Here is a 20,606-nt window from a genome sequence, read left to right on the forward strand (position 1 = left end):
CATCGGCCGGTACGGCTTTCCGTACGGCCGTGAGGGCCCCGTCTCCCGGTCCGGTACCGGGGGGCGGGGCCCTCGGCCTTCTCAACGGCTGTGGCGTGAAAGGCAGTTGAGGACGTTGAGGTAGTTGAGGTAGTTGAGACTTCAAGACAGACTGCTTTTATGGCACTCCTGAGAAAGGCGGCCGCCGCCCTGTGCGCCACGGCTGCCGCACTGCTCGCGATACCCCCCACTGCCTCCGCCGCCCCCGTCTCTCGTCCGACGCTCGCCCACGAGAACTTCGACCGCCTGCCCCTCGGCCCGGTCACGGCGGGCCGGAGCTGGACGACCGACGCGGAGAACGGCACCCTGACCGTCGCCCCCAGCTCCACCGGCCGCGGCCGTGAACTGCGCCTCCACACCGAGGGCAACGGCCGGGCCTTCCTCGTCTTCCCCGACCTGACCGCCCCCGGCAACAGCTATTGGGCCCGCCTGCGGCTGCGCGTGGACGCCTTCCCCACCGCCCCCGACTGGGCGCACTGGACCATCGCCGAGGCGTCCGGGGCGGATTCCCCGACGCTGGTCCGGCCACTGGGCGGCCAGTACGCCCCCACCGACGACGGCAACTTCTGGGGTGTCGGCTCCGACCTCGGCCCCACCGGCGACTGGACGTCCTGGAAGACCTCCGCCCCCGCCACGGCCGACGCCTGGCAGTGCGTGGAGTTCCACCTGGACGCCACCGACAACCGCGTCACGGTCTACTTCGACGGCGTCGAGCAGCCCGACCTGACCGTCTCCACGGACCAGCACGGCGGCACGTCGGACCCCTTCACCTTCCCGGCCTTCGACAAGCTGAAGCTGGGCTGGCAGCTGTACCAGGCCGACCCGACGCCGTCGTCGTACGACATCCGGATGGACGACATCGCGCTGAGCACGCGAAGGGCGCCCTGCTCATAGCTGGCTCAGGATCGTCGGATCCGTGATCCTCGTGTCGTCGGCCAGCATCATCGCCTTGCTCAGGATCACCGCCAGCATCCGGTCGCCCTCGTAGGGCAGGTAACCGGCCTGCGGGGCGGCCGCGCCGGACTTGGGGACGATGCACAGGTACTGGTCGTTCGGAGTCCTGAGGATGTTGCCCGAGCCGAGGTGGATCTTGTACGTGTGGCGTTCGCCCTTCACATGCAGGAAGCGGCCCTCGATCGTGCAGCGGTCGGCGATCGCCAGCCGCGGTATCAGGCGTTGCAGGAGGGCCCGTCGGGTCTCGGCGCCGGCACCGAGTTCACCGAAGCCGTAGGACGCCCAGTACTCCCGGAAGCGGCCGCCGGGTCCGCCGTCCTGCCAGGTCGGGTCATTGCCGACGCTGCCCACGCCGACGAACAGGTCGACGTCGCGCAGGACTTCGGACAGGACCAGGGGCGGGACGTCCGTCAGGGGCAGCGGCTCCACCGGGTCGGCGCCGCCGCGCAGCCACATGCGGTACTCGCCGCCGCGGCAGTGCGCCGAGTTCTGCGGGGCGTCGATCGGGTAGAAGCGGACCTGGTCGGTGCGCAGGCGCAGGAAGCTGCCGGAGTGACCTCCTGGAACACGCGGCGCCGGATCAGCTCGCGCACGGTGAGCCGCTCCTCGGCGATCTCCAGCCCCCAGCCGTCGCTGCGGCGCCCGCTTGTCGTCTCGTCGACGAACCTCACGATTCCCATGCCGACGACAGTACGAGCCGCCACTGACAATCACCGATTCCGGCCGATCATCGCCTTACCCTGACGGTATGTCAGATGACGAGTCGTACGAACTGCTCGGGTTCGACAACGTGCTGCTGCCGGTCGGCGACCTCGGCGAGGCCGTCCGGTTCTACGAGCGGGCCGGGTTCGCGGTCGGGTTCCGGCTCGACGAGGCCGGGATCGCGCTGCTGAAGGTCGGAGGTGAGACGCCTGGCCTCCTGCTGCGACAGGAGGACGTGTTGGGGCACCGGCCGCCGCCGTGGCCCTCGCCCCGGGTGTGGCTGGAGGTGCCGGACGCGCGGGCGGCGGCGCGGACGCTGGGCGGCGCGGGTATCGCGCCGCTCGACGACCCCTCCTCCGTGGCCACCGGGTGGACGGTCGAGATCGCCGACCCCTGGGGAAACGTCATCGGGTTCACGGACTACTCCAAACGGCCGGAACTCGGGCGCAGACCATGAGGGGTGCCGCGGCCGGGGCGTGACGAAGGCCTCACCGCCACCGAGTTGAACATGTTCAAAGCAAGGGTCTACAGTCTCCCCTGTCAGCGTTTTGAACGCGTTCAAGAAGGGGGAGGCCATGGACCGCACGGTCATCGCCTACGTCATCTACCTGGTCGTCAGCATCGCCCTGACCGTCTGGGTGGCCCGCACGCTCAGCCGCAACGGGCGCATCTTCCTCGCCGACGTGCTGCGGGGCAACGAGAAGCTCGCCGACGCCGTGAACCATCTGCTGGTGGTCGGCTTCTACCTCGTCAACCTCGGCTTCGTCGCGCTGTATCTGAGCGACGACGACACCGTCGTCGACACGCGCGGCGTCTTCGAGGCCCTGTCGACCAAGCTCGGCGTGGTGCTGCTGGTGCTCGGCGTGATGCACCTGGGCAACGTCTACGTGCTCAACAAGATCCGGCGACGCGGGGTGATGGAGCACGAGCAGGTGCCGCCGGTCGCGCCGCAGGACTGGGTCGCCCCGTCGGCCAGGGCCTGAGCGGGGCCCGGCATGGCAGTCGAGACGACAGCGGGCCGAGCGGCCGGGGCCGCGGTCCGCGGGCTCACCGTCCTCTACGACGCCCAGTGCTCCCTGTGCACCTTTGTGCGCGACTGGCTGGTACGACAGCCGCAGTTGGTGCCGCTGGAGATGGTGCCGGCCGGGTCCGACGAGGCCCGGCGGCGCTACCCCGGCCTGGACCACGGCGCCACCCTCGACGAGATCACGGTCGTCGGTGACGCCGGACAGGTCTACCGGGGCGGCGCCGCCTGGATCGTCACGCTGTGGGCGCTGCGCGAGCACCGGGGACTCGCGCATCGCCTCAGCACCCCGTCCGGGGCGCGGGTGGCCAAGGGGGCCGTGCTCGCCGCCGCCAAGTGGCGCGGCGGGCAGTGGGACGGGCGGGCCCACCGGCGCGGGGACGGGTGGTCGTACGACCCGAGCCGTGGCTGGACGTACAACCCGCCGGGGTGCGAGGGCGGCACCTGCGCCCCCGCGCGGTGAGGGCGACGACAAAAGGGCCCAACCCGACCTGAACAGCCCGCATTCGAGCCCCGCTTCTGGCATGCACCCTTCCAAAACCGCGTCCGGGTTGGCACGCTGCCTCAGGTTCTCCACTCCGCACTCGCACCGACTGTCGCTCGCGGGCGGTCATCCGGCCGCCCGGTCCCCCCATCGCAGAAGGAGTACGCGTGAGAGGCATACCCGGCGTCACCCGCATACCCCGCTCCCTCCTCGGCGCCCTGGTCGGCGTCACCGCGCTGCTCACCGCGGGCGCCCTCGCCACACCCGCGGGCGCCGCGCCGAGGCCCGACATCTCCGCCGGCGTCAGCCCGGTCTCGGCCGACGCCCAGCAGCAGGCCCGTGACTTCTGGACAGCAGAGCGGATGCGCGAGGCGACCCCGCTCGACCTCGTGACCGCCAACGGGCATTTCGACGGCGGCTCGGCGCCCCTCAAGGGGAAGGCGACCACGGTCGCGCCGACCGCGGCGGTCGGCAAGGCGGCGTCCGACATCGGCCTGATGGCCTTCCCGAACAGCGGCGCCCAGTGGACCGGCGGCGGCGCCGTCGTCTCCACGGCGGGCCGCGTCTTCTTCACCTACCAGGGCCGTACGGCGTCCTGCTCCGGCAACGCCGTCACCAGCGACAACAAGAGCACCGTGATCACGGCGGGCCACTGTGTGAAGCTGGAGGGCGCCTGGCACACCAACTGGGTCTTCGTGCCCGGCTACCACGACGGACAGGCCCCCTACGGCCGCTGGACCGCGTCGAAGACCCTGTCCACACCGCAGTGGACGGCGAGCGAGGACATTAACTACGACGTCGGCGCCGCCGTCGTCGCCCCGCTGGACGGCAAGCTCCTGACGGACGTCGTCGGCGGGCAGGGACTGGCCTTCAACACCGGCTACAACCTGCGCATGTACTCGTTCGGCTTCCCGGCCGCCGCCCCGTACGACGGCGAGAAGTTCATCTACTGCAGCGGCACCACCAACCGGGACTTCCTGCTGTCCGACGACCACGGGATGAACTGCAACATGACCGGCGGCTCCAGCGGCGGCCCCTGGTTCACACAGTTCGACGAGGCCACGGGCAAGGGCCTGCTGTCCTCGGTGAACAGCTTCAAGTACAACTTCCTGCCGAACCGGATGTACGGCCCGTACTTCGGTGCCGACGCCCAGAACCTGTACCAGACGGCACAGGGCTCCTGACGGTCGGCCGAAACGGCACTCGTTAGGCTCTCGTTCCGTGTCCTCGAAGAACGACCGCCCTGAACAGGGCGACGCGCCCAGCAAGTCCGAGCAGACCCGTGCCCTGATCCTGGAGACGGCCATGCGGCTGTTCCAGGAGCGGGGCTACGACAAGACGACGATGCGGGCGATCGCCCAGGAGGCCGGGGTCTCGGTCGGCAACGCGTACTACTACTTCGCGGGCAAGGAACATCTGATCCAGGGCTTCTACGACCGGATCGCCGCCGAGCACCGGGCGGCGATCCGGGACGTCCTGGCCACCGAGACCGAGCTGGAGGCGCGCCTCGCGGGCGTGCTGAAGGTGTGGCTGGACATCGCCACGCCGTACCACGAGTTCGCGGTGCAGTTCTTCAAGAACGCCGCCGACCCCGACAGCCCGCTCAGCCCGTTCTCCGCCGAGTCGGAGCACGCGCGCGTGGAGGCCATCGGCATCCACCGGGAGGTGCTGGCGGGCGCGACGAAGACCAAGGTGCCCGAGGAGCTGCGGGACGTCCTGCCGGAGTTGATGTGGCTCTCCCAGATGGGGCTCGTCCTGTACTGGGTCTTCGACCGGACCGAGGGCCGCGAGCGCAGCTACCGGCTCGCCGAGCGCGGCGCCCGGCTGACCGCGCGGGGCGTGTCGCTGGCCCGGTTCCGGGTGCTGCGGCCGCTGGTGCACGAGGTGCACGAGCTGTTCACGGACTTCCTGCCGGGGATGACGAACGCGATTCCGGATCCGGCGAAGAAGACGGACCGGAAGACGGACAGCAAGACCGGCAAGAAGGCGGACCGGAAGGCGGGCTGGACGACCGGCGGCCGACGGGCGCCCGCCGAGGACGAGCGCCCCTGAATCCGCCTGCTGGACTGGTCAGTTGACCGCGTCGACCTCCCCGTCGACCAGTTCGACGTCGCACACGAGCGGCCCGTCCGTCACGACCACCTGCCCGGCCCTGGACCCGTACGACTCGGCGCTCGTCGCCAGCAGATACGTCCCCGGCGCCGGCACCGACACGATGTAGGAGCCGTCGGCCAGGGACGTCACCCCGTCCAGCCGGCGCCCGCCCTTCGTCAGCAGCGTCACCGCGGCGCCCTCGACCGGCTCGCCGTCGGCGGTGCGGACGAATCCGTGGACCACCGAGGAGCGGCCCGCCCCGACCGGCTCCGCCTCCTCGGCCACCGGCTCCTCCTCCTTCGGCTCGACCGCGAGATGCGGCAGCCGCTTCTCCAGCCAGTCCGGCAGCCACCAGTTGGACCTGCCGAGCATGTGCATCGCGGCCGGCACCAGTGCCGTACGCAGGATGAAGGCGTCCAGGGCGACGGCGGCCGCGAGACCGATGCCCGCCATGGCGCCCTCCATGTCGCCGCTCAGCACGAACGCGCTGAACACACAGATCATGATCAGGGCGGCCGAGTTGATGACCCGGCTGGTCTCCGCGAGGCCGACGCGGACCGCGCGCGCGTTGTCCTTGGTGTGCACCCACTCCTCGTGCATCCGGCTGACCAGGAACACCTGGTAGTCCATGGACAGGCCGAACAGCAGGGACAGCATGATGACCGGCAGGAAGGACGTGATCGGGCCCTCCTTGCCGACGCCGATCAGCTCGGTGCCCCAGCCCCACTGGAAGATCGCCACCAGGACGCCGAAGGACGCGGCGGCCGCGATCAGGTTCATCAAGGCGGCCGTCAGCGGGACGACCAGCGAGCGGAAGGCCACCAGCAGAAGCAGGAAGCCGAGCGCGATGATCGTCGCGATGAAGTACGGCAGGCGCTCGCCGGTCACCGAGGCGAAGTCCTTGAAGACCGCGGTGACGCCGCCGACATGGGCCTCGGCCCCGGACTGCGGGATCACGTCGTCGCGCAGCCGGTCGATCAGCTGGTCCGTCTGCTCGGACTGGGGCGAGGTGTCCGGTACGACCTGGATGACCGTGACGCCGTTGGCGGGCGGCAGGTCGGCCACCTGGGCGACCCCCTCGGTCGAGCGGATGCCGTCCACCAGCCCGGCGGGGGCGTCGCCCTCGACGACCACCTGGAGCGGGCCGTTGAATCCGGGGCCGAAGCCCTCGGCGAGCAGGTCGTAGGCCTGGCGGGTGGTGGTCGACTCCTGGTGGTTGCCCTGGTCGGTGGCGCCGAGGCGCAGCGACAGCACGGGGATCGCGAGGGCCGCCATGACGACGACGGCCAGCGCCACGACCGGGCGCGGCCGCCTTTGGACGTACGACGACCAGCGCGCCGCGAGTCCGCTCGCCTCCGCCGGTTCCGGTCCCGTCACGGCGAGCCGGCGCCGCTGCCGGCGGCTGAGCACCCGCATGCCGAGCAGGCCGAGGAGGGCCGGCAGCAGGGTGATCGCGGCGAGCACGCTCAGGACGACGGTGAGCGAGGTCGCGACGACCACGCCGTCCAGGAACCGCATGTTCATCACCAGCATCCCGGCGAGCGCGATGCACACCGTGCCGCCCGCGAACAGCACCGCGCGGCCGGAGGTGTTGAGCGCGGTCACGGCCGCCTCCTCCGGCTTCATGCCGCGCAGGATGCCGCGCCGGTGCCGGGTGACGATGAACAGGGCGTAGTCGATGCCGACGCCGAGGCCGATCAGCGAGCCGAGCAGCGGGGCCACTTCGGGCACGTCCGTGACATGGCTCATCAGCATCGTCGCGATCATGCCGGTGCCGACGCCCGCGACGGCCACGACGATCGGCAGCAGCATCGCGAAGAGCGAACCGAACGCGAGGAACAGCACGACCGCCGCGGCGAGGATGCCGACCGCCTCCGCGGTGCCCTGCGGCGGCTCCTGGGTGCGGGCGATGGCCTGGCCGCCCAACTCGACCTGGAGCCCGTCGGTCCCGGCGGCCTGTGCCGTGTCGACGACGTCCTCGATCAGCTCCTTGGGGACGGCGTTCGCCTGCTCGGTGAAGGTGACCTGGGCGTAGGCGATCCGCCCGTCCCGGCTGATCTGCGCCGTTCCCTGTGCCGCGTACGGGTCGGTGACCTCGCCGACCCCCTTCATCCGCCCGATCTCCTCGAGCGCGGGCTCGATCCTGGACCGTACGGACTCGTCCCGTACGGACCCCTCGTCCACCTTCCACACCACCGTGTCGGTGTCGCCCGCGCGCTCCGGGAAGGCCTTCTCCATCAGGTCGTACGCCGTCGTGGAGTCCGTGTTCGGAAGGGAGAAGACGTTCGCGTAGTTCGTGCCCGCGCTCGAACTCGCCGCGCCCAGGCCGAAAAGCGCCCCCAACCACAGCAACAGGACCACCAGCCGGTGCCGATAGCACCACCGTGCCAATGCCGCCACGCTTCAACGCTCCTTAGTCGGTCGGTTGGTCCCCCAGGTCCTGGGCAACAGGATTGGCGCCGGCACGCAGGTGCGGGGATGCGTACGCCATGACTCTCAAGGAACTCCAAAGCGCCGACTCGCCCCGTTGTCAGTGGGCCCGCCGATACTGGGGGCATGACGACGGGTTCTGGCACCGTGCTGGTCGTGGAGGACGAGGAGAGCATCGCCGACGTCCTCGCCATCGCCCTGCGCTTCCACCGGTTCGAGGTGATGACGGCGGGCACCGTCCGCGAGGCGCTGTCCCTGGCCGAGCGCACCCGCCCGGACGCGGCGCTGCTGGATGTGATGCTCCCGGACGGCGACGGCCGCGCCCTCGGACGTGAACTGCGCGAGCGCCGCCCGGACCTGGCGCTCGTCTTCCTCACCGCACGCGACTCGCCCGCCGAGATCGTCGGCGCCCTCGGCTTCGGCGACGACTACATCACCAAGCCGTTCGACGTCGACGTGGTCATCGCCCGGCTCACGGCCGTCCTGCGCCGCACCCGGCCGGCCGACGTCCTGCCGCAGCGGCCACCGCTCAGATACGGCGACCTGGAGCTGGACGAGGCGACGTACTCGGTGCGCCGCGCGGGCCGCACCGTGGAGCTCACCCCCACCGAGTACGCGTTGCTGCGCTTCCTGGTGCGCAACGGCGGCCGGATCGTGCCCAAGGACCAGCTCCTGCGCCACGTCTGGCAGTACGAGCACACCCCGCCCGACTCGACCGTCGTGGAGACCTACATCAGCTATCTGCGGCGCAAGCTGGACGCCCTGGGACCGCCGGTGATCACCACACGGCGGGGCGTCGGATACGGGCTGGCATGAGGCTCCCCTGCGTCCCGCGCGCCGGTCGCCGGCGCGGCATCCACTCGCTGCGCGGCAAGCTGACGCTGGCCAACGTGGCGCTGCTGGCCGTCGGCATCGCCGTCGCCACCGCGGTCAGTCTGATGACGGCGCGGTTCTATCTGCTCGACAAGGTCGACACCGAGCTGAAGAGCGCGCGCACCACGCTCGGCAACGCCGGGTTCACCCTGCGCCAGATCGAGTCCCTGAGCGAACTGGGCGTCGCCCTGGACACGTTCAACGACAGCGGGGCCCGCGACACGGATCCGCTGCCGGGCCCGTCCATGGTGTACGTCGCGGTCGGCTCCACCGGACGGCCGGTGGCCCTCGGCCCGTTGGAGCCGACCGCACGCCAGCGCGCCCTGGCCGCCGCCGCGAAGGACCCGGCCGCGCTCGCCGCCGCCGAGGAGCCGCGGGACGTACAGGTCGAGGGCGAGCGCTACCGGATGGTCGGGGCGCAGCTGTCGGACGGCACCGTCGTGCTGATAGCCGTCCCGACCGAGGGCCTGCACGAGGGCATGGGCAAGGCCCTCAAGATGGACCTGGCCGTCGGGACCCTGCTGCTGGCGCTGCTCGCCTGTCTGACCATGATCAGCGTACTGCGCTGGATGCGGCCGCTGGAGGACATGGTGGAGACCTCGTCGGCGATCGCCGAGGGCGATCTGACCCGGCGCGTGCCCTCCAGCCGCGAAGCCACCCTGGAGGTCGAGCAGCTCAGGGTCGCCCTCAACTCCATGCTCCACCAAGTGGAGTCGGCGCACCGCACGCGCGAGCGCAGCACGGCCCAGCTGCGCCGCTTCGTCGGCGACGCCTCGCACGAGCTGCGCACCCCGCTGTCGGCGATACGCGGCTACCTCCAGCTCTACGACAAGGGGATGCTGACGGAACCGGCCGAGCGCAAGCGCGCCTGGGACCGGATGAACGGCGAGGTCGACCGCATGGGACGCCTCGTCGACGAGCTGCTCACCCTCGCCCGGCTCGACCAGCGGCCCGAACTGCGGTTCCGCAACGTCGATCTGAGCCGCCTGGTGCGCGACGCCGCCGAGGATCTGCGGGTGCAGCAGCCCGAGCGGCCCATCACGGTCGGCGCCGACGGCACCCTGCTCGTGCGCGCCGACGAGGCGGGGCTGCGCCAGGTGCTGGGCAACCTGCTGAGCAACGTCCGCACCCACACGCCCGCCGATGTGCCGGTGCGGCTGGGGGTGGAGCGGGCCGACGGCGTCGTACGGCTGTGTGTCGCGGACAAGGGGCCCGGGCTGAGCGAGGAGGACGCGGCCCGCGTCTTCGACCGGTTCTTCCGGGCCGGCGGGGGTGCGGGCAGCGGGCTGGGCATGGCGATCGTGCAGGGCGTGGTGGAGGCGCACGGCGGGGAGGTGGCGGTGCGGACGGCGCCGGGTGAGGGCTTGAGGGTAACGGTGAGTCTGCCGACCCAGGGGCGCGAGGAACTGCGCGAACGGCCACACTAGACCCGCAGCCGCGCTCCCGGCGAGACCCCACCACCCCGGAGCGTCACGGCACTCCAAGCGGAGCGACGAGCGCCCAGACGGTCTTTCCATGGCGCCCCCGGCTCCACACCCCCCACGCCGCCGCCAGGTTCTCCACCAGACGCAGTCCGCGCCCGGCCTCCTCCCACGCCCCCACCACCCGTAATCGCGGCTCCAGCTGTCCCTCGTCGGACACCTCGATCAGACAGGAGCCGTCGGCGAGCGCGGTGACGGCCACCTCGAACTCGCGCTCCATCAGCGGTCCGTGGCGTACGACATTGGTGGCCGGCTCGGAGACGAGCAGCACCGCGTCGTCGAGCGCCGGATCACGTGGCCCGTGCCCCAGTCGGCCAGGTGTTCCCGGACCCGGCACCGGGCGAGCCCGACGGACGCCGGGTGCCGGGGCAGCCGAGAGGCGTTGCGTCTCAGCACGTCTGCTCCTCACCCCGCGCACACCTCGGTCACATGGTGCAGCGCGGCGCGGTCCCCCCGCATCACCAGGGGGACCGTCAAGGCCGCGAGATCGCGTCAGATGCGGGTGAGGCGCCAGAGGCGGAAGACGCCGGTGCCGTCGGAGAGGTACTGGCCGCCGCCGACCGCCTCGCTGGTGACGACGTACTCCTTGGCCTGCCACAGCGGGATCACCGGGACGTCGCGGGCGACGGCCTCCTGCAGCGAGCGGAAGTCCTTCGTGGCCTCCCCGCGGTCGGCGTACTGCTGGCTGGACGTGATCAGCCGGTCCACCGACTTGTCACTGTATCCGGTGTTCATGGTGGCGCCCGTCCCGACCAGCGGACCGCCGTAGGTGTCCGGGTCGGGGAAGTCGGCGACCCAGCCGACCGCGTAGGCGTCGAGCTTGCCGCCGGCCCAGCGCTTCTGGAAGTCGGTCCACTCATAGCCCTTGACGGCCACCTTGAACAGGCCGCCCGCCTCCAGCTGCCGCTTGAGCTCCGCGGCCTCCTCGGCGGCCGCGGCGCCGCGGCCGGTGCCGTAGCCGTAGGTGAAGCGGACGGGCAGGCTCACGCCGGCCTCGCTGAGCAGGGCGCGCACCTTGGCGGTGCTCAGCTTGGGGTAGGCGTCGAAGAACGACGTGGTGTGGCCGGTGATGCCCGTCGGGATCAGCGAGTACAGCGGGTCGACGGTCCCCTTGTAGACGGTGGCCGCCAGCTTCTCGCGGTCGATCAGCCAGGCCATGGCCTGCCGGACCCGCACGTCGTGCAGGGGCGAGTCGGCGCGGGTGTCGAAGTAGAGGTTGCGGATCTCGGAGCTGTCGGCCTCGGAGACGCGCTGGCCCGGGTCGGCGGCGTTCAGACCGGCGAGCACCTCGGGCGGCAGCGTCCGCGTGGCGACGTCGATCCGCTTGGCCTTCCAGGCGTCGTCGAGGGCGTCCGCGTCGCCGTAGTACCGCAGTTCGACGGGACGGCCGGTGCCGACGGCGCCCTTGTAGCTCCGGTTGGGCGCGAGGACCGCCTTCTCGTCCTTCGTGTACGAGGTCAGGGTGTAGGGGCCGGTGCCGTCGACAGCGTTGTCGGAGCGCAGGGCGTCGGCCGGATACTTCTCCCGGTCCACGATCGCGCCCGCCCCGGTGGCGACCTTGAGCGGGAACGTGGCGTCGGGCGACGACAGATGGAAGGTGACGGTACGGCCGCTCGCGCTCACCGAGCGGAGGGTGTCCAGCAGCGAGGACGGACCGACGTCCGACTTGATCCGCTTGACCCGGTCGAAGGAGAACTTCACGTCCTGGGCGGTCATGGACCGCCCGCTCGGGAAGGTGAGGCCCTCGCGCAGCTCGCAGCGGTACGTGCGCAGACCAGTGCCGTCGAAGCCACAGCTCTGGGCCGCGTCGGGCACGGGCGTGACACCGCCCGGCTCGAAGGCCATCAGTGACTGGAAGACGTTGTTGAACAACGCCCAGGAACCGGCGTCATAGGCGCCGGCCGGATCCAGCGACGTGACCGCGTCCGTCGTACCGACCGTGATGGTGCTGCCGTCGTCCTGCTGCGACGGCAACAGCTGCCAGCCGCCCACTCCCACGGCCGCCAGCACCAGCAGCGTCGCGAGAATCCGCATGCGAACCGAACGCATGGGTGTGCCCGCCCTCTCCCCAGGCCCGCGAAGGGCCCCCGCATGAGCAATGGATTTCCGCCACTCCCCTAAGTGGCTGGCACACCTAATCACACGGATTTCAGCAGGGGGAAGGGGAATCTGACGACATGGGAAAGAACTTACCTACGACGGATTCCGGCAGGATTCACAGCCCGTTCACAGGCAGGGCGTGGCGGGGCGCCGCGGGGGCCTGCCGAGAGGTCCGCGCCGAAGGCCGGTGCGAGCCCTCAGGCCTGACGGGACGCCAGCTCGACCACCGTGATGTCCGACTCCGCGCCCACGCGCGTGGGCGGGCCCCAGGCGCCCGCGCCCCGGGTGACGTAGAGCTGGGTGTCGCCGTACCGCTCCAGACCGGCCACCGTGGGGTTCGCCAGCTCGGCGAGGAGGTTGCCGGGCCAGAGCTGGCCGCCGTGGGTGTGGCCGGAGAGCTGGAGGTCGACGCCGTGGTCGACGGCGTCGTGGATCTGGACCGGCTGGTGGGCGAGCAGCACGCTCGCGCGCGTTCTGTCCCGGTCGCCGAGGGCCTTGGCGAAGTCGGGGCCCTGGCCCTCGCTCTCGCCCGCGACGTCGTTGACCCCGGCCAGGTCGAAGTGCGGCAGTTCGGTGCGGGCGTTCTCCAGCGGGCGCAGACCCAGCCGGCGCACCTCCTCGATCCACTGCTCGGCGCCGGAGAAGTACTCGTGGTTGCCGGTGACGAAGAACGCGCCGTGCCGCGCCTCGAGCCCGGCGAGCGGGGCCGCCGCCGGGCCGAGGTCCTTCACGCTGCCGTCCACCAGGTCGCCGACGACCGCGATGAGGTCGGGCTGGGTGCCGTTGATGGTGTCGACGACCCGCTGCGCGAAGCCGCGGCCCAGGACCGGGCCCAGATGGATGTCGCTGACGACCGCGATCCGGTAACCGTGCGCCGCGCGCGGCAGCTTGGCCAGCGGGACGGTGACCCGCTTCACCTTGGGGCCGCGCAGCACGCCGTAGGTGCCGTAGCCGACGGTGCCGACGGCGGCCGCGGCGGCGGCACCGGCGACGACCCGGGAGACGAAGAGGCGGCGGGAGGGATGGGCGAGGGGGCGGTCGGGAGCCGTGGCGTCCGGGGCCGCCGGGGTCATCGTCGACGTCGGGGCCGCGCCGGACGCGGACGACTGTGACTGCGACTGGCCCTCGGCCGACTCGGTGACCGACGATGTGGTCGCCGTCACTCCCGCCGGCACCAGCTCCGGCTCCGGTACGCCCTCCTGGACGCGCGCCCGCCGTTCGAGCCACCGGCGCAGCAGGGGCCGTACGAGCTCACCCGCCAGCAAGGCCAGCAGCAGGTACAGCGACAGGGCCAGCCACAGGAAGCCCGGCCAGGCCAGGACCTGCTGGAGCCAGAAGGGTGCACCCGTGCGCTCGGCCACCAGGGCGCCGACCATCAGCGCCCAGCCGCCGGCGATCACCACCACGCCGGCGCGGCGCACGAACCCGGGGGCACGCGTCGTGTCGCGGAACAGCCGACGCCACACCCACCAGTTGCCCGTCACCAGGACGGACACCACGAGCAGCGCCACAAGCACGAAGACGATGACCACGCCGACGTTCCCTTTCCCTTGCGTGACGAGTGAACGTCCCGGGTCCTGGCCGAGTTCCTATGACGTCCGGCGCAGTGCGCGTACTCCACGCAACCCAATGACGCCGACGACCGTCCCCAATACGAAGGAGACGACGGCGAGCAGCAGGTGCACCCAGAAGTACGCCGTGGGGTGGCCGTCGTCGAACGCGAGCCCGCTGCTGTCCTTGATCAGGTTTTTGACGAAAGTGACCCAGATGACCCAGCTCCACACCCCGAAGGCGAGCAGGAACCAGGAGACCGGGCGGCTGAGCTTCATGGACTCAGTATCGCCGTCGCGTGTCCGGTCCTCCCGGTGGGGTGGGGACAGAAGCGGGACTTCCATGGCAACGGCATGTACGTTCTCCGTCGTGCCCGCACCCAAGAAGACCACCAGGCGAGCCCTGCTGGTCACTTCCGCCGTCGTGTCGTCCCTCGCGCTGACCGCGCCCGTCTCCTACGCGGCCCCCAAGCCGTCACCGAGCACGAGCCCGTCGGCCACTCCTCCGGCGAACATGTCGACCGTGGGCGGCGAGCGGCTGGGGCAGCCCGGCACTCAGGTGAATCTCGCCGGCGGCGTCCCCGTGCTGCCCAAGGAACTGACCGCGCGCTCCTGGGTGGTGGCCGACGCCGAGTCCGGCGAGGTGCTGGCCGCGCACAACGCGCACTGGCGGCTGCCGCCCGCGAGCACCATGAAGATGCTGTTCGCCGACACGGTGCTGCCGAAGTTCCCGAAGACCATGAAGCACAAGGTCGTGCCGTCCGACCTGGCGGACGTCGGGTCGGGCTCCAGCCTGGTCGGGATAAAGGAGGGCGAGACGTACACCGTCCACGACCTGTGGCTCGGGGTCTTCCTGCGCTCCGGCAACGACGCCGTGCACGTGCTGTCGAAGATGAACGAGGGCATCGACAACACCGTCAAGGAGATGAACGAGCACGCCGAGGAGCTCCAGGCCCTCGACACGTACGCGGTGTCGCCCGACGGCTACGACGCTCCGCGCCAGGTGTCGTCGGCGTACGACCTGACGCTGATCGCCCGTTCCGGGCTGCAGAAGAAGGACTTCCGCGAGTACTGCTCGACCGTCACCGCCAAGTTCCCGGGCGCGACGGCGAAGAACAAGAAGGGCAAGTCGGTCCGCGGGTCCTTCGAGATCCAGAACACCAACCGGCTGCTGACCGGCGACAGCGACGTCCCCGTCTACCAGGGCATCGCCGGCGTCAAGAACGGCAACACCACCAACGCCGGCGCCACCTTCACGGGCGTCGCCGAGCGCAACGGCAAAGTGCTGCTCGTGACGGTCATGAACCCGGAGAAGAGCGAGCACAACGAGGTCTACAAGGAGACCGCGCGGCTCTTCGACTGGGGCTTCCAGGCGGCCGGCAAGGTGCGGCCGGTCGGTGAGCTGGTGCCGCCGAAGAGCGCGGCGCAGGCCAGCGCCCAGCCGGGTGCGAACCCCTCCGGGGAGGCCGGGGGCACCGGGGACTCCGAGGAGTCCTCGAAGTCGGCGGTGGGCGCCTCGGCCGCGAGCGGTTCGAGCGGCATCGGGGTGGCGCTCGGGATCACGGGCGGGCTGCTGGTGCTGCTGGCGGCGGGCGCGTTCCTGATCAACCGCCGCTGGCCGCTGCCCGACCTGGTGCGGCGTCGGAGTCGCTCCTGACGGCGGGTTCACGGGGCGCGGCGGGCGCGTCCTCCGATTCGTCCACGGAGTCCTCGGGCTCGCCGGCGGAGTCCTCGGACTCGTCCACGGAGTCCTCGGACTCGTCGGCGGCCTCGATCTCGTCCTTGCTCTGCGTCGCCGTCCAGGCGGCGCAGAACACCACCAGCTTCGAGGTGAAGTTGATCCACAGCAGCAGGGCGACCGGCACGCCGAACGCGCCGTACATGCTCCTTGTGGCCACGCCCTGCATATAGCCGCTGAGCAGCAGTTTCAGCAGCTCGAACCCGATCGCGCCGATCAGCGCGGCCACCATCAGCCGACGGCGTGGCGGCTCGACGCCGGGCAGCAGGGTCAGGACGTACAGCAGAAGCAGGAAGTCGGCGAGTACGGCCACGAGGAACGCGGCGATCTGCAACAGGATCCCGCCCCAGCCGCCCTCGTCGATGCCCATCTGCCGGGTGATCCAGCCGATCAGGGCGGAGGCGACCGTGGAGGCGGCGATCGTCACGAGCAGGGCACCGCCCAGGCCGACCAGGACACCGGCGTCCTTGGCCTTGCGCAGGACGGCGTTCTCCTCGGGGTCGGGCAGCTCCCACACGGCGCGCAGGCACTCGCGCATGGAGCCGACCCATCCGATTCCGGTGACCAGCAACAGGGCGCCGGCGATGAGGCCGACAGTGCCGGCGTTCTCCACCAGGGCGCCGATGTCGAGCTGGTCGGCGATGCCGGGGACCTGGTCGGAGAGCTTGTCCTCCAGCTTGTTCTGCTGCTCCTGGCTGAGCGTCGCGGCGGCGATCGCCGCAGCCACCGTGAGCAGCGGGAACAGCGCGATGAAGCTGGTGAACGTCATCGCCGCGGCCAGCCGTGTCCACTTCACGCGGTCCATGCGCTCGTACGACCGCCACGCGTGCGTGGTCATCAGCCGGGTCACCGCGGACCCGACGACGGGGAGTTTTTTCAGCCAGTCCATGATCCGACTCTGCCCTCCGCGGGGGAGACCGATGTCCGGGTGCCCCAAAACCGCGGGACCGTAGCAGGCGCCCTACCGCTTCCGGCCCACTAATCACCCATTCCGGGTAGAGACGGAATGTTTCAGAACTGATCACCCGTATATGGACGCTACGGTCGCCGACATGCCTGCCGACACCGTCGCCGTCTCGGGGTGGGGCCGCACCGCCCCCACCAACGCCCTCGTGATCCGCCCCAGGACGTACGAGGAAGCCGTGACGGCCGTCCGGGGCTGCGGGGTCCGCGGGGGCATTCCGAGGGGCCTGGGGCGGGCGTACGGGGACGCGGCGCAGAACGCCGGGGGCACGGTGCTGGACATGACCGGCCTGGACCGGATTCACGCGATCGACGCCGACAGCGGCATCGTGCTGTGCGACGCGGGCGTCTCCCTGCACCGGCTGATCGAGGTGCTGCTCCCGCTCGGCTGGTTCGTGCCGGTGACGCCCGGCACCCGCCATGTGACGGTCGGCGGCGCGATCGGCGCGGACATCCACGGCAGGAACCACCACGTCGCGGGGTCCTTCTCCCGCCACGTGCTGTCGCTGGAGCTCCTCACCGCCGACGGCGAGATCCACACCGTCGGCCGCGACACACCCCTGTTCGACGCGACCACCGGCGGCATGGGACTGACCGGCGTGATCCTCACCGCGACGATCCAGCTCCAGCCGGTGGAGACCTCGCTGGTGACGGTCGACACCGAGCGCGCGCGAGACCTCGACGACGCGATGGCCCGCCTGGCCGCCGCCGACGACCACTACCGCTACTCGGTGGCCTGGATCGACCTGCTGGCGCGCGGCGCGGCGACCGGGCGCGCGGTCCTCACCCGCGGCGACCACGCGCCCCTGGAGGCGCTGCGCAAGGGCACGCGCGCGCGTAGGGAGCCGCTCGCCTTCCGCCCCGCCCGTCTGCCCGCCCCGCCCGCCTTCCTCCCGGACGGGCTGCTCAGCCACCGCGGCGTGAGCTGGTTCAACGAGTTCTGGTACCGCAAGGCGCCACGCGCGCGTACCGGCGAACTCCAGAAGCTCGCCACCTTCTTCCACCCCCTGGACGGCGTGCCCCACTGGAACCGGATCTACGGCCGGGGCGGCCTCGTGCAGTACCAGTTCGCCGTCGGCCACGGCCAGGAGGAAACCCTGCGCCGGGTCGTGCGGCGCGTCTCCGAGCACCGCTGCCCGTCCTTCCTGGCCGTCCTCAAGCGCTTCGGCGACGCCGATCCGGGCTGGCTCTCCTTCCCGGTGCCCGGCTGGACCCTGGCCCTGGACATCCCGGCCGCCCTGCCCGGCCTCGGCGCCTTCCTGGACGCGCTCGACCAGGACGTGGCCACGGCGGGCGGGCGGGTCTGCCTCGCCAAGGACGCCCGGCTGCGGCCCGAACTGCTCGCCGCGATGTATCCGCGCGTGGACGAGTTCCGCGCCCTGCGCGCGGAGGTCGACCCGCGCGGGGTGTTCGTGTCGGACCTGGCCCGCCGCCTCTCCCTGTGACCACCCTCCAGCCACGCCTCTAGGAGCTGTTCGTGAAGGACGCCTTCGGCATCCCCCAGTCCCTGCTCGTCCTCGGCGGTACGTCCGAGATCGCGCTGGCCACCGCCCGCCGCCTGATCGCGCGCCGCACCCGCACGGTCTGGCTCGCGGGCCGCCCGTCGCCCGCCCTGGAGCAGTCGGCGGCCGAACTGCGCGCCCTGGGTGCCGACGTGCACACGGTGGCCTTCGACGCGCTCGACCCCGAGTCCCACGAGACCGTGCTCGGCAAGGTCTTCGCGGAGGGCGACATCGACATGGTGCTGCTCGCCTTCGGGATCCTCGGCGACCAGGCGCGCGACGAGCGCGAGCCGCTGAACGCGGTGCGGGTCGCGCAGACCAACTACACCGGCGCCGTGTCCGCGGCCCTGGTCGCCGCCGGCGCACTGCAGTCCCAGGGCCACGGCTCGCTGGTCGTCCTCTCCTCGGTCGCCGGGGAGCGGGCCCGCCGCGCCAACTTCATCTACGGCTCCAGCAAGGCCGGCCTCGACACCTTCGCCCAGGGCCTGGGCGACGCCCTGCACGGCACCGGCGTGCACGTCATGGTCGTACGCCCGGGATTCGTGCGCTCGAAGATGACCGCAGACCTGGAAGAGGCCCCCCTCGCGACCACCCCGGAGGCCGTCGCCACGGCGATCGAACTGGGCCTGCGCCGCCGCTCGGAGACGGTGTGGGTACCGGGCGCGCTCAGGCTGCTGATGTCGGCGCTGCGCCATACGCCGCGCGGGCTGCTCCGCCGCCTGCCGGTCTGAAGCGCCCCCAGGGCCTGTTCTGAGTTCCCCGTCGTCCGTGCGAAGGGCGGGCGCAGCGGCGGAGTGCGGCGAGGGAGCGTGCCGGGACAGCACACCTAGAGCGTCGGGATCGACCCGCGCTCCACATGCCCCGCCTGCGGCGGCACCACCGACCTGCCGAAGGGGAAGTCCCGCAGCTTGCGCCACACGCCGTCGGCGCCCTGTTCGTAGAGGGCGAAGCCGGTACAGGGCCAGCCGGCCTCGTAGTCGGCGAGTTCCTCGAACGCGCGGTCCATCGACTCCTCGTCGATGCCGTGGGCGACGGTCACGTGCGGGTGGTAAGGGAACTGCAGTTCGCGTGCGACGGGGCCGGAGGCGTCGCGGACCTGCTTCTGCAGCCAGGTGCAGGCCTCGGCGCCCTCGACGACCTGGACGAAGACGACCGGCGACAGGGGCCGGAAGGTCCCGGTGCCGGACAGCCGCATCGGGAAGGGGCGCCCGGCGGCCGCGACCTCGACCAGGTGCGCCTCGATCGCGGGCAGCAGCGCGGAGTCGACCTCGGTCGGCGGCAGCAGCGTGACATGCGTGGGGATACCGTGAGCCGCGGCGTCGCCGAAGCCCGCGCGCCGCTCCTGGAGCAGGCTGCCGTGAGGCTCCGGGACCGCGATCGACACACCGATCGTTACGGTCCCCACGTCGTCTCCTGTCGTCTGTTGGTGGGCGTGAGTGGCCGCCGTGGCAGCCACTCGGCTATCGACTGTACGGCTACGGCCGTGCTGCGGGCAGGCGCAACCGTAGTGATATGCAGCGCTGAACGGGCTCAGTGCTTGGCGGGCAGGAAGCCCACCCTGTCGTACGCCTGGGAGAGCGTCTCCGCGGCGACGGCGCGCGCCTTCTCCGCGCCCTTGGCCAGGATCGAGTCCAGCGTCTCCGGGTCGTCCAGATACTGCTGGGTGCGCTCCCGGAAGGGCGTCACGAACTCGACCATGACCTCGGCGAGGTCCGTCTTGAGCGCACCGTAGCCCTTGCCGTCGTAACTCTGCTCCAGTTCCGCGATTCCCGTCCCCGTGAGGGTCGAGTAGATGGTGAGCAGGTTGCTGACGCCCGGCTTGTTCTCGACGTCGTAGCGGATGACGGTGTCGGTGTCGGTGACGGCGCTCTTGACCTTCTTCGCGGTGGCCTTGGGATCGTCGAGGAGGTTGATGAGGCCCTTCGGCGTGGACGCCGACTTGCTCATCTTGATCGACGGGTCCTGAAGGTCGTAGATCTTCGCCGTCTCCCTGAGGATGTACGGCTTCGGGACGGTGAACGTCTGGCCGAACCGCCCGTTGAAGCGCTCGGCGAGGTCACGGGTGAGCTCGATGTGCTGGCGCTGGTCCTCGCCGACCGGGACCTCGTTGGCCTGGTACAGCAGGATGTCCGCGACCTGCAGGATCGGGTAGGTGAAGAGCCCGACGGAGGCCCGGTCGGCCCCCTGCTTGGCGGACTTGTCCTTGAACTGGGTCATGCGGGAGGCCTCGCCGAAGCCGGTGAGGCAGTTCATGACCCAGGCGAGCTGGGCGTGCTCGGGGACGTGGCTCTGGACGAAGAGCGTGCAGCGCTCGGGGTCGAGTCCGGCCGCGAGGAGCTGGGCGGCGGCGAGCCGGGTGTTGGCGCGCAGCTCGGCCGGGTCCTGCGGGAGCGTGATCGCGTGCAGGTCGACGACCATGTAGAACGCGTCGTGGGACTCCTGGAGGGCAACCCACTGGCGGACGGCGCCGAGGTAGTTGCCGAGGTGGAACGAGCCTGCGGTGGGCTGGATTCCGGAGAGCACGCGGGGACGATCAGAGGCCATGCCCACCATTCTCTCAGGTTCCGGAGGGCGGTCCGGAACTGGTCGGAAACAGATGGGAACCGATCCGTCTCCGGCGGTGTAACAAGAGTGTGAGAACGCGGGAGGGGGGCCGCATCGTCGATGAGGCC

18 protein-coding genes and 2 pseudogenes are annotated in these 20,606 nt (G+C 71.0%); 11 read left to right on the top strand and 9 right to left on the bottom strand.

Going from position 1 to position 20,606, the window contains the following annotated elements:
* The first annotated feature begins 159 nt into the window (after positions 1-159).
* Complete coding sequence (locus IM697_RS39615; RefSeq protein ID WP_194041648.1) at positions 160-933, top strand: LamG domain-containing protein; 774 nt, start codon at positions 160-162, stop codon at positions 931-933.
* On the opposite strand, the pseudogene IM697_RS39620 reads toward IM697_RS39615, so the two are convergent.
* Positions 928-1,545, bottom strand: a pseudogene (locus IM697_RS39620) (DUF7737 domain-containing protein); the annotation flags it as partial. The gene IM697_RS39615 and the pseudogene IM697_RS39620 overlap by 6 nt on opposite strands.
* Positions 1,546-1,741: 196 nt before the next feature.
* On the opposite strand from IM697_RS39620, the gene IM697_RS39625 reads away from it, so the two are divergent.
* The 5 genes from IM697_RS39625 to IM697_RS39645 all read left to right on the top strand — a co-directional run bounded on the left by IM697_RS39625 (position 1,742) and on the right by IM697_RS39645 (position 5,255).
* Positions 1,742-2,152 carry a VOC family protein gene (locus IM697_RS39625; protein WP_194041650.1) on the top strand — a complete coding sequence of 137 codons (411 nt, stop codon included), beginning with the start codon at positions 1,742-1,744 and terminating at the stop codon, positions 2,150-2,152.
* Between the two features lie 118 nt (positions 2,153-2,270).
* The gene (locus IM697_RS39630; RefSeq protein WP_194041652.1) at positions 2,271-2,678 is read left to right on the top strand and encodes a hypothetical protein; all 408 of its coding nucleotides are present in this window, start codon (positions 2,271-2,273) and stop codon (positions 2,676-2,678) included.
* Positions 2,679-2,690: 12 nt separating this feature from the next.
* Positions 2,691-3,182: a thiol-disulfide oxidoreductase DCC family protein gene (locus IM697_RS39635; protein WP_194041654.1), complete on the top strand. Its 492-nt coding sequence runs from the start codon at positions 2,691-2,693 to the stop codon at positions 3,180-3,182.
* Positions 3,183-3,370: 188 nt separating this feature from the next.
* Complete coding sequence (locus IM697_RS39640) at positions 3,371-4,387, top strand: trypsin-like serine peptidase (RefSeq protein WP_194041656.1); 1,017 nt, start codon at positions 3,371-3,373, stop codon at positions 4,385-4,387.
* 37 nt (positions 4,388-4,424) lie between these two features.
* Positions 4,425-5,255: a TetR/AcrR family transcriptional regulator gene (locus IM697_RS39645; RefSeq protein ID WP_228044351.1), complete on the top strand. Its 831-nt coding sequence runs from the start codon at positions 4,425-4,427 to the stop codon at positions 5,253-5,255.
* Between the two features lie 18 nt (positions 5,256-5,273).
* Here IM697_RS39645 and IM697_RS39650 read toward each other — a convergent pair whose 3' ends face one another.
* A complete protein-coding gene (locus tag IM697_RS39650) occupies positions 5,274-7,688 on the bottom strand; it encodes an MMPL family transporter (protein WP_194050070.1) in 2,415 nt (804 codons plus the stop codon).
* Positions 7,689-7,853: 165 nt separating this feature from the next.
* Between IM697_RS39650 and IM697_RS39655 the strand changes: the two genes are divergently transcribed.
* Positions 7,854-8,543, top strand: a complete 690-nt coding sequence (locus IM697_RS39655; protein WP_194041658.1) for a response regulator transcription factor — start codon at positions 7,854-7,856, stop codon at positions 8,541-8,543.
* Positions 8,540-10,027, top strand: coding sequence for a sensor histidine kinase (locus tag IM697_RS39660; protein ID WP_194041660.1), 1,488 nt, complete (start codon positions 8,540-8,542; stop codon positions 10,025-10,027). Before IM697_RS39655 ends, IM697_RS39660 begins: the two co-directional genes overlap by 4 nt.
* A 43-nt stretch (positions 10,028-10,070) precedes the next feature.
* On the opposite strand, the pseudogene IM697_RS39665 reads toward IM697_RS39660, so the two are convergent.
* From IM697_RS39665 to IM697_RS39680, 4 genes and pseudogenes are all read right to left on the bottom strand, one after another.
* Positions 10,071-10,477: pseudogene (locus IM697_RS39665) on the bottom strand (ATP-binding protein).
* A gap of 96 nt (positions 10,478-10,573) precedes the next feature.
* Entirely contained in the window at positions 10,574-12,130 is a 1,557-nt protein-coding gene (locus tag IM697_RS39670) for an ABC transporter substrate-binding protein (protein WP_194041662.1), read from the bottom strand.
* A 248-nt stretch (positions 12,131-12,378) separates the two neighbouring features.
* The gene (locus IM697_RS39675; protein ID WP_194041664.1) at positions 12,379-13,713 is read right to left on the bottom strand and encodes a metallophosphoesterase; all 1,335 of its coding nucleotides are present in this window, start codon (positions 13,711-13,713) and stop codon (positions 12,379-12,381) included.
* A gap of 57 nt (positions 13,714-13,770) precedes the next feature.
* Complete coding sequence (locus IM697_RS39680) at positions 13,771-14,010, bottom strand: SCO4848 family membrane protein (RefSeq protein ID WP_062702372.1); 240 nt, start codon at positions 14,008-14,010, stop codon at positions 13,771-13,773.
* 91 nt (positions 14,011-14,101) lie between these two features.
* Between IM697_RS39680 and IM697_RS39685 the strand changes: the two genes are divergently transcribed.
* The gene (locus IM697_RS39685; protein WP_407699576.1) at positions 14,102-15,388 is read left to right on the top strand and encodes a D-alanyl-D-alanine carboxypeptidase family protein; all 1,287 of its coding nucleotides are present in this window, start codon (positions 14,102-14,104) and stop codon (positions 15,386-15,388) included.
* Here IM697_RS39685 and IM697_RS39690 read toward each other — a convergent pair.
* On the bottom strand, positions 15,336-16,358 hold the full coding sequence (locus IM697_RS39690; protein WP_194041668.1) for a YihY/virulence factor BrkB family protein: 1,023 nt from the start codon (positions 16,356-16,358) through the stop codon (positions 15,336-15,338). The genes IM697_RS39685 and IM697_RS39690 overlap by 53 nt on opposite strands.
* 163 nt (positions 16,359-16,521) lie before the next feature.
* Here IM697_RS39690 and IM697_RS39695 point away from each other — a divergent pair, with 163 nt between their 5' ends.
* Together IM697_RS39695 and IM697_RS39700 are read left to right on the top strand one after the other, a co-directional pair.
* Entirely contained in the window at positions 16,522-17,877 is a 1,356-nt protein-coding gene (locus IM697_RS39695) for a decaprenylphosphoryl-beta-D-ribose oxidase (RefSeq protein WP_194041670.1), read from the top strand.
* A 32-nt stretch (positions 17,878-17,909) separates the two neighbouring features.
* Positions 17,910-18,665, top strand: a complete 756-nt coding sequence (locus tag IM697_RS39700; RefSeq protein ID WP_194041672.1) for a decaprenylphospho-beta-D-erythro-pentofuranosid-2-ulose 2-reductase — start codon at positions 17,910-17,912, stop codon at positions 18,663-18,665.
* Positions 18,666-18,760: 95 nt separating this feature from the next.
* Here IM697_RS39700 and IM697_RS39705 read toward each other — a convergent pair whose 3' ends face one another.
* Together IM697_RS39705 and trpS are read right to left on the bottom strand one after the other, a co-directional pair.
* The gene (locus IM697_RS39705; protein WP_194041674.1) at positions 18,761-19,339 is read right to left on the bottom strand and encodes a 2'-5' RNA ligase family protein; all 579 of its coding nucleotides are present in this window, start codon (positions 19,337-19,339) and stop codon (positions 18,761-18,763) included.
* A 125-nt stretch (positions 19,340-19,464) separates the two neighbouring features.
* On the bottom strand, positions 19,465-20,478 hold the full coding sequence (gene trpS / locus IM697_RS39710) for a tryptophan--tRNA ligase (RefSeq protein ID WP_194041676.1): 1,014 nt from the start codon (positions 20,476-20,478) through the stop codon (positions 19,465-19,467).
* Positions 20,479-20,606: the final 128 nt, after the last annotated feature.

The organism is Streptomyces ferrugineus, from assembly GCF_015160855.1.
Taxonomy (GTDB): Bacteria; Actinomycetota; Actinomycetes; order Streptomycetales; family Streptomycetaceae; genus Streptomyces; species Streptomyces ferrugineus.

Coding starts and splice junctions, on each gene's coding strand:
- IM697_RS39615 (WP_194041648.1), top strand. CDS start 160: ATGGCACTCCTGAGAAAGGCGGCCGCCGCCCTGTGCGCCACGGCTGCC.
- trpS (WP_194041676.1), bottom strand. CDS start 20,478: ATGGCCTCTGATCGTCCCCGCGTGCTCTCCGGAATCCAGCCCACCGCA.
- IM697_RS39635 (WP_194041654.1), top strand. CDS start 2,691: ATGGCAGTCGAGACGACAGCGGGCCGAGCGGCCGGGGCCGCGGTCCGC.
- IM697_RS39660 (WP_194041660.1), top strand. CDS start 8,540: ATGAGGCTCCCCTGCGTCCCGCGCGCCGGTCGCCGGCGCGGCATCCAC.
- IM697_RS39670 (WP_194041662.1), bottom strand. CDS start 12,130: ATGCGTTCGGTTCGCATGCGGATTCTCGCGACGCTGCTGGTGCTGGCG.
- IM697_RS39625 (WP_194041650.1), top strand. CDS start 1,742: ATGTCAGATGACGAGTCGTACGAACTGCTCGGGTTCGACAACGTGCTG.
- IM697_RS39655 (WP_194041658.1), top strand. CDS start 7,854: ATGACGACGGGTTCTGGCACCGTGCTGGTCGTGGAGGACGAGGAGAGC.
- IM697_RS39630 (WP_194041652.1), top strand. CDS start 2,271: ATGGACCGCACGGTCATCGCCTACGTCATCTACCTGGTCGTCAGCATC.
- IM697_RS39695 (WP_194041670.1), top strand. CDS start 16,522: ATGCCTGCCGACACCGTCGCCGTCTCGGGGTGGGGCCGCACCGCCCCC.
- IM697_RS39680 (WP_062702372.1), bottom strand. CDS start 14,010: ATGAAGCTCAGCCGCCCGGTCTCCTGGTTCCTGCTCGCCTTCGGGGTG.
- IM697_RS39690 (WP_194041668.1), bottom strand. CDS start 16,358: ATGGACTGGCTGAAAAAACTCCCCGTCGTCGGGTCCGCGGTGACCCGG.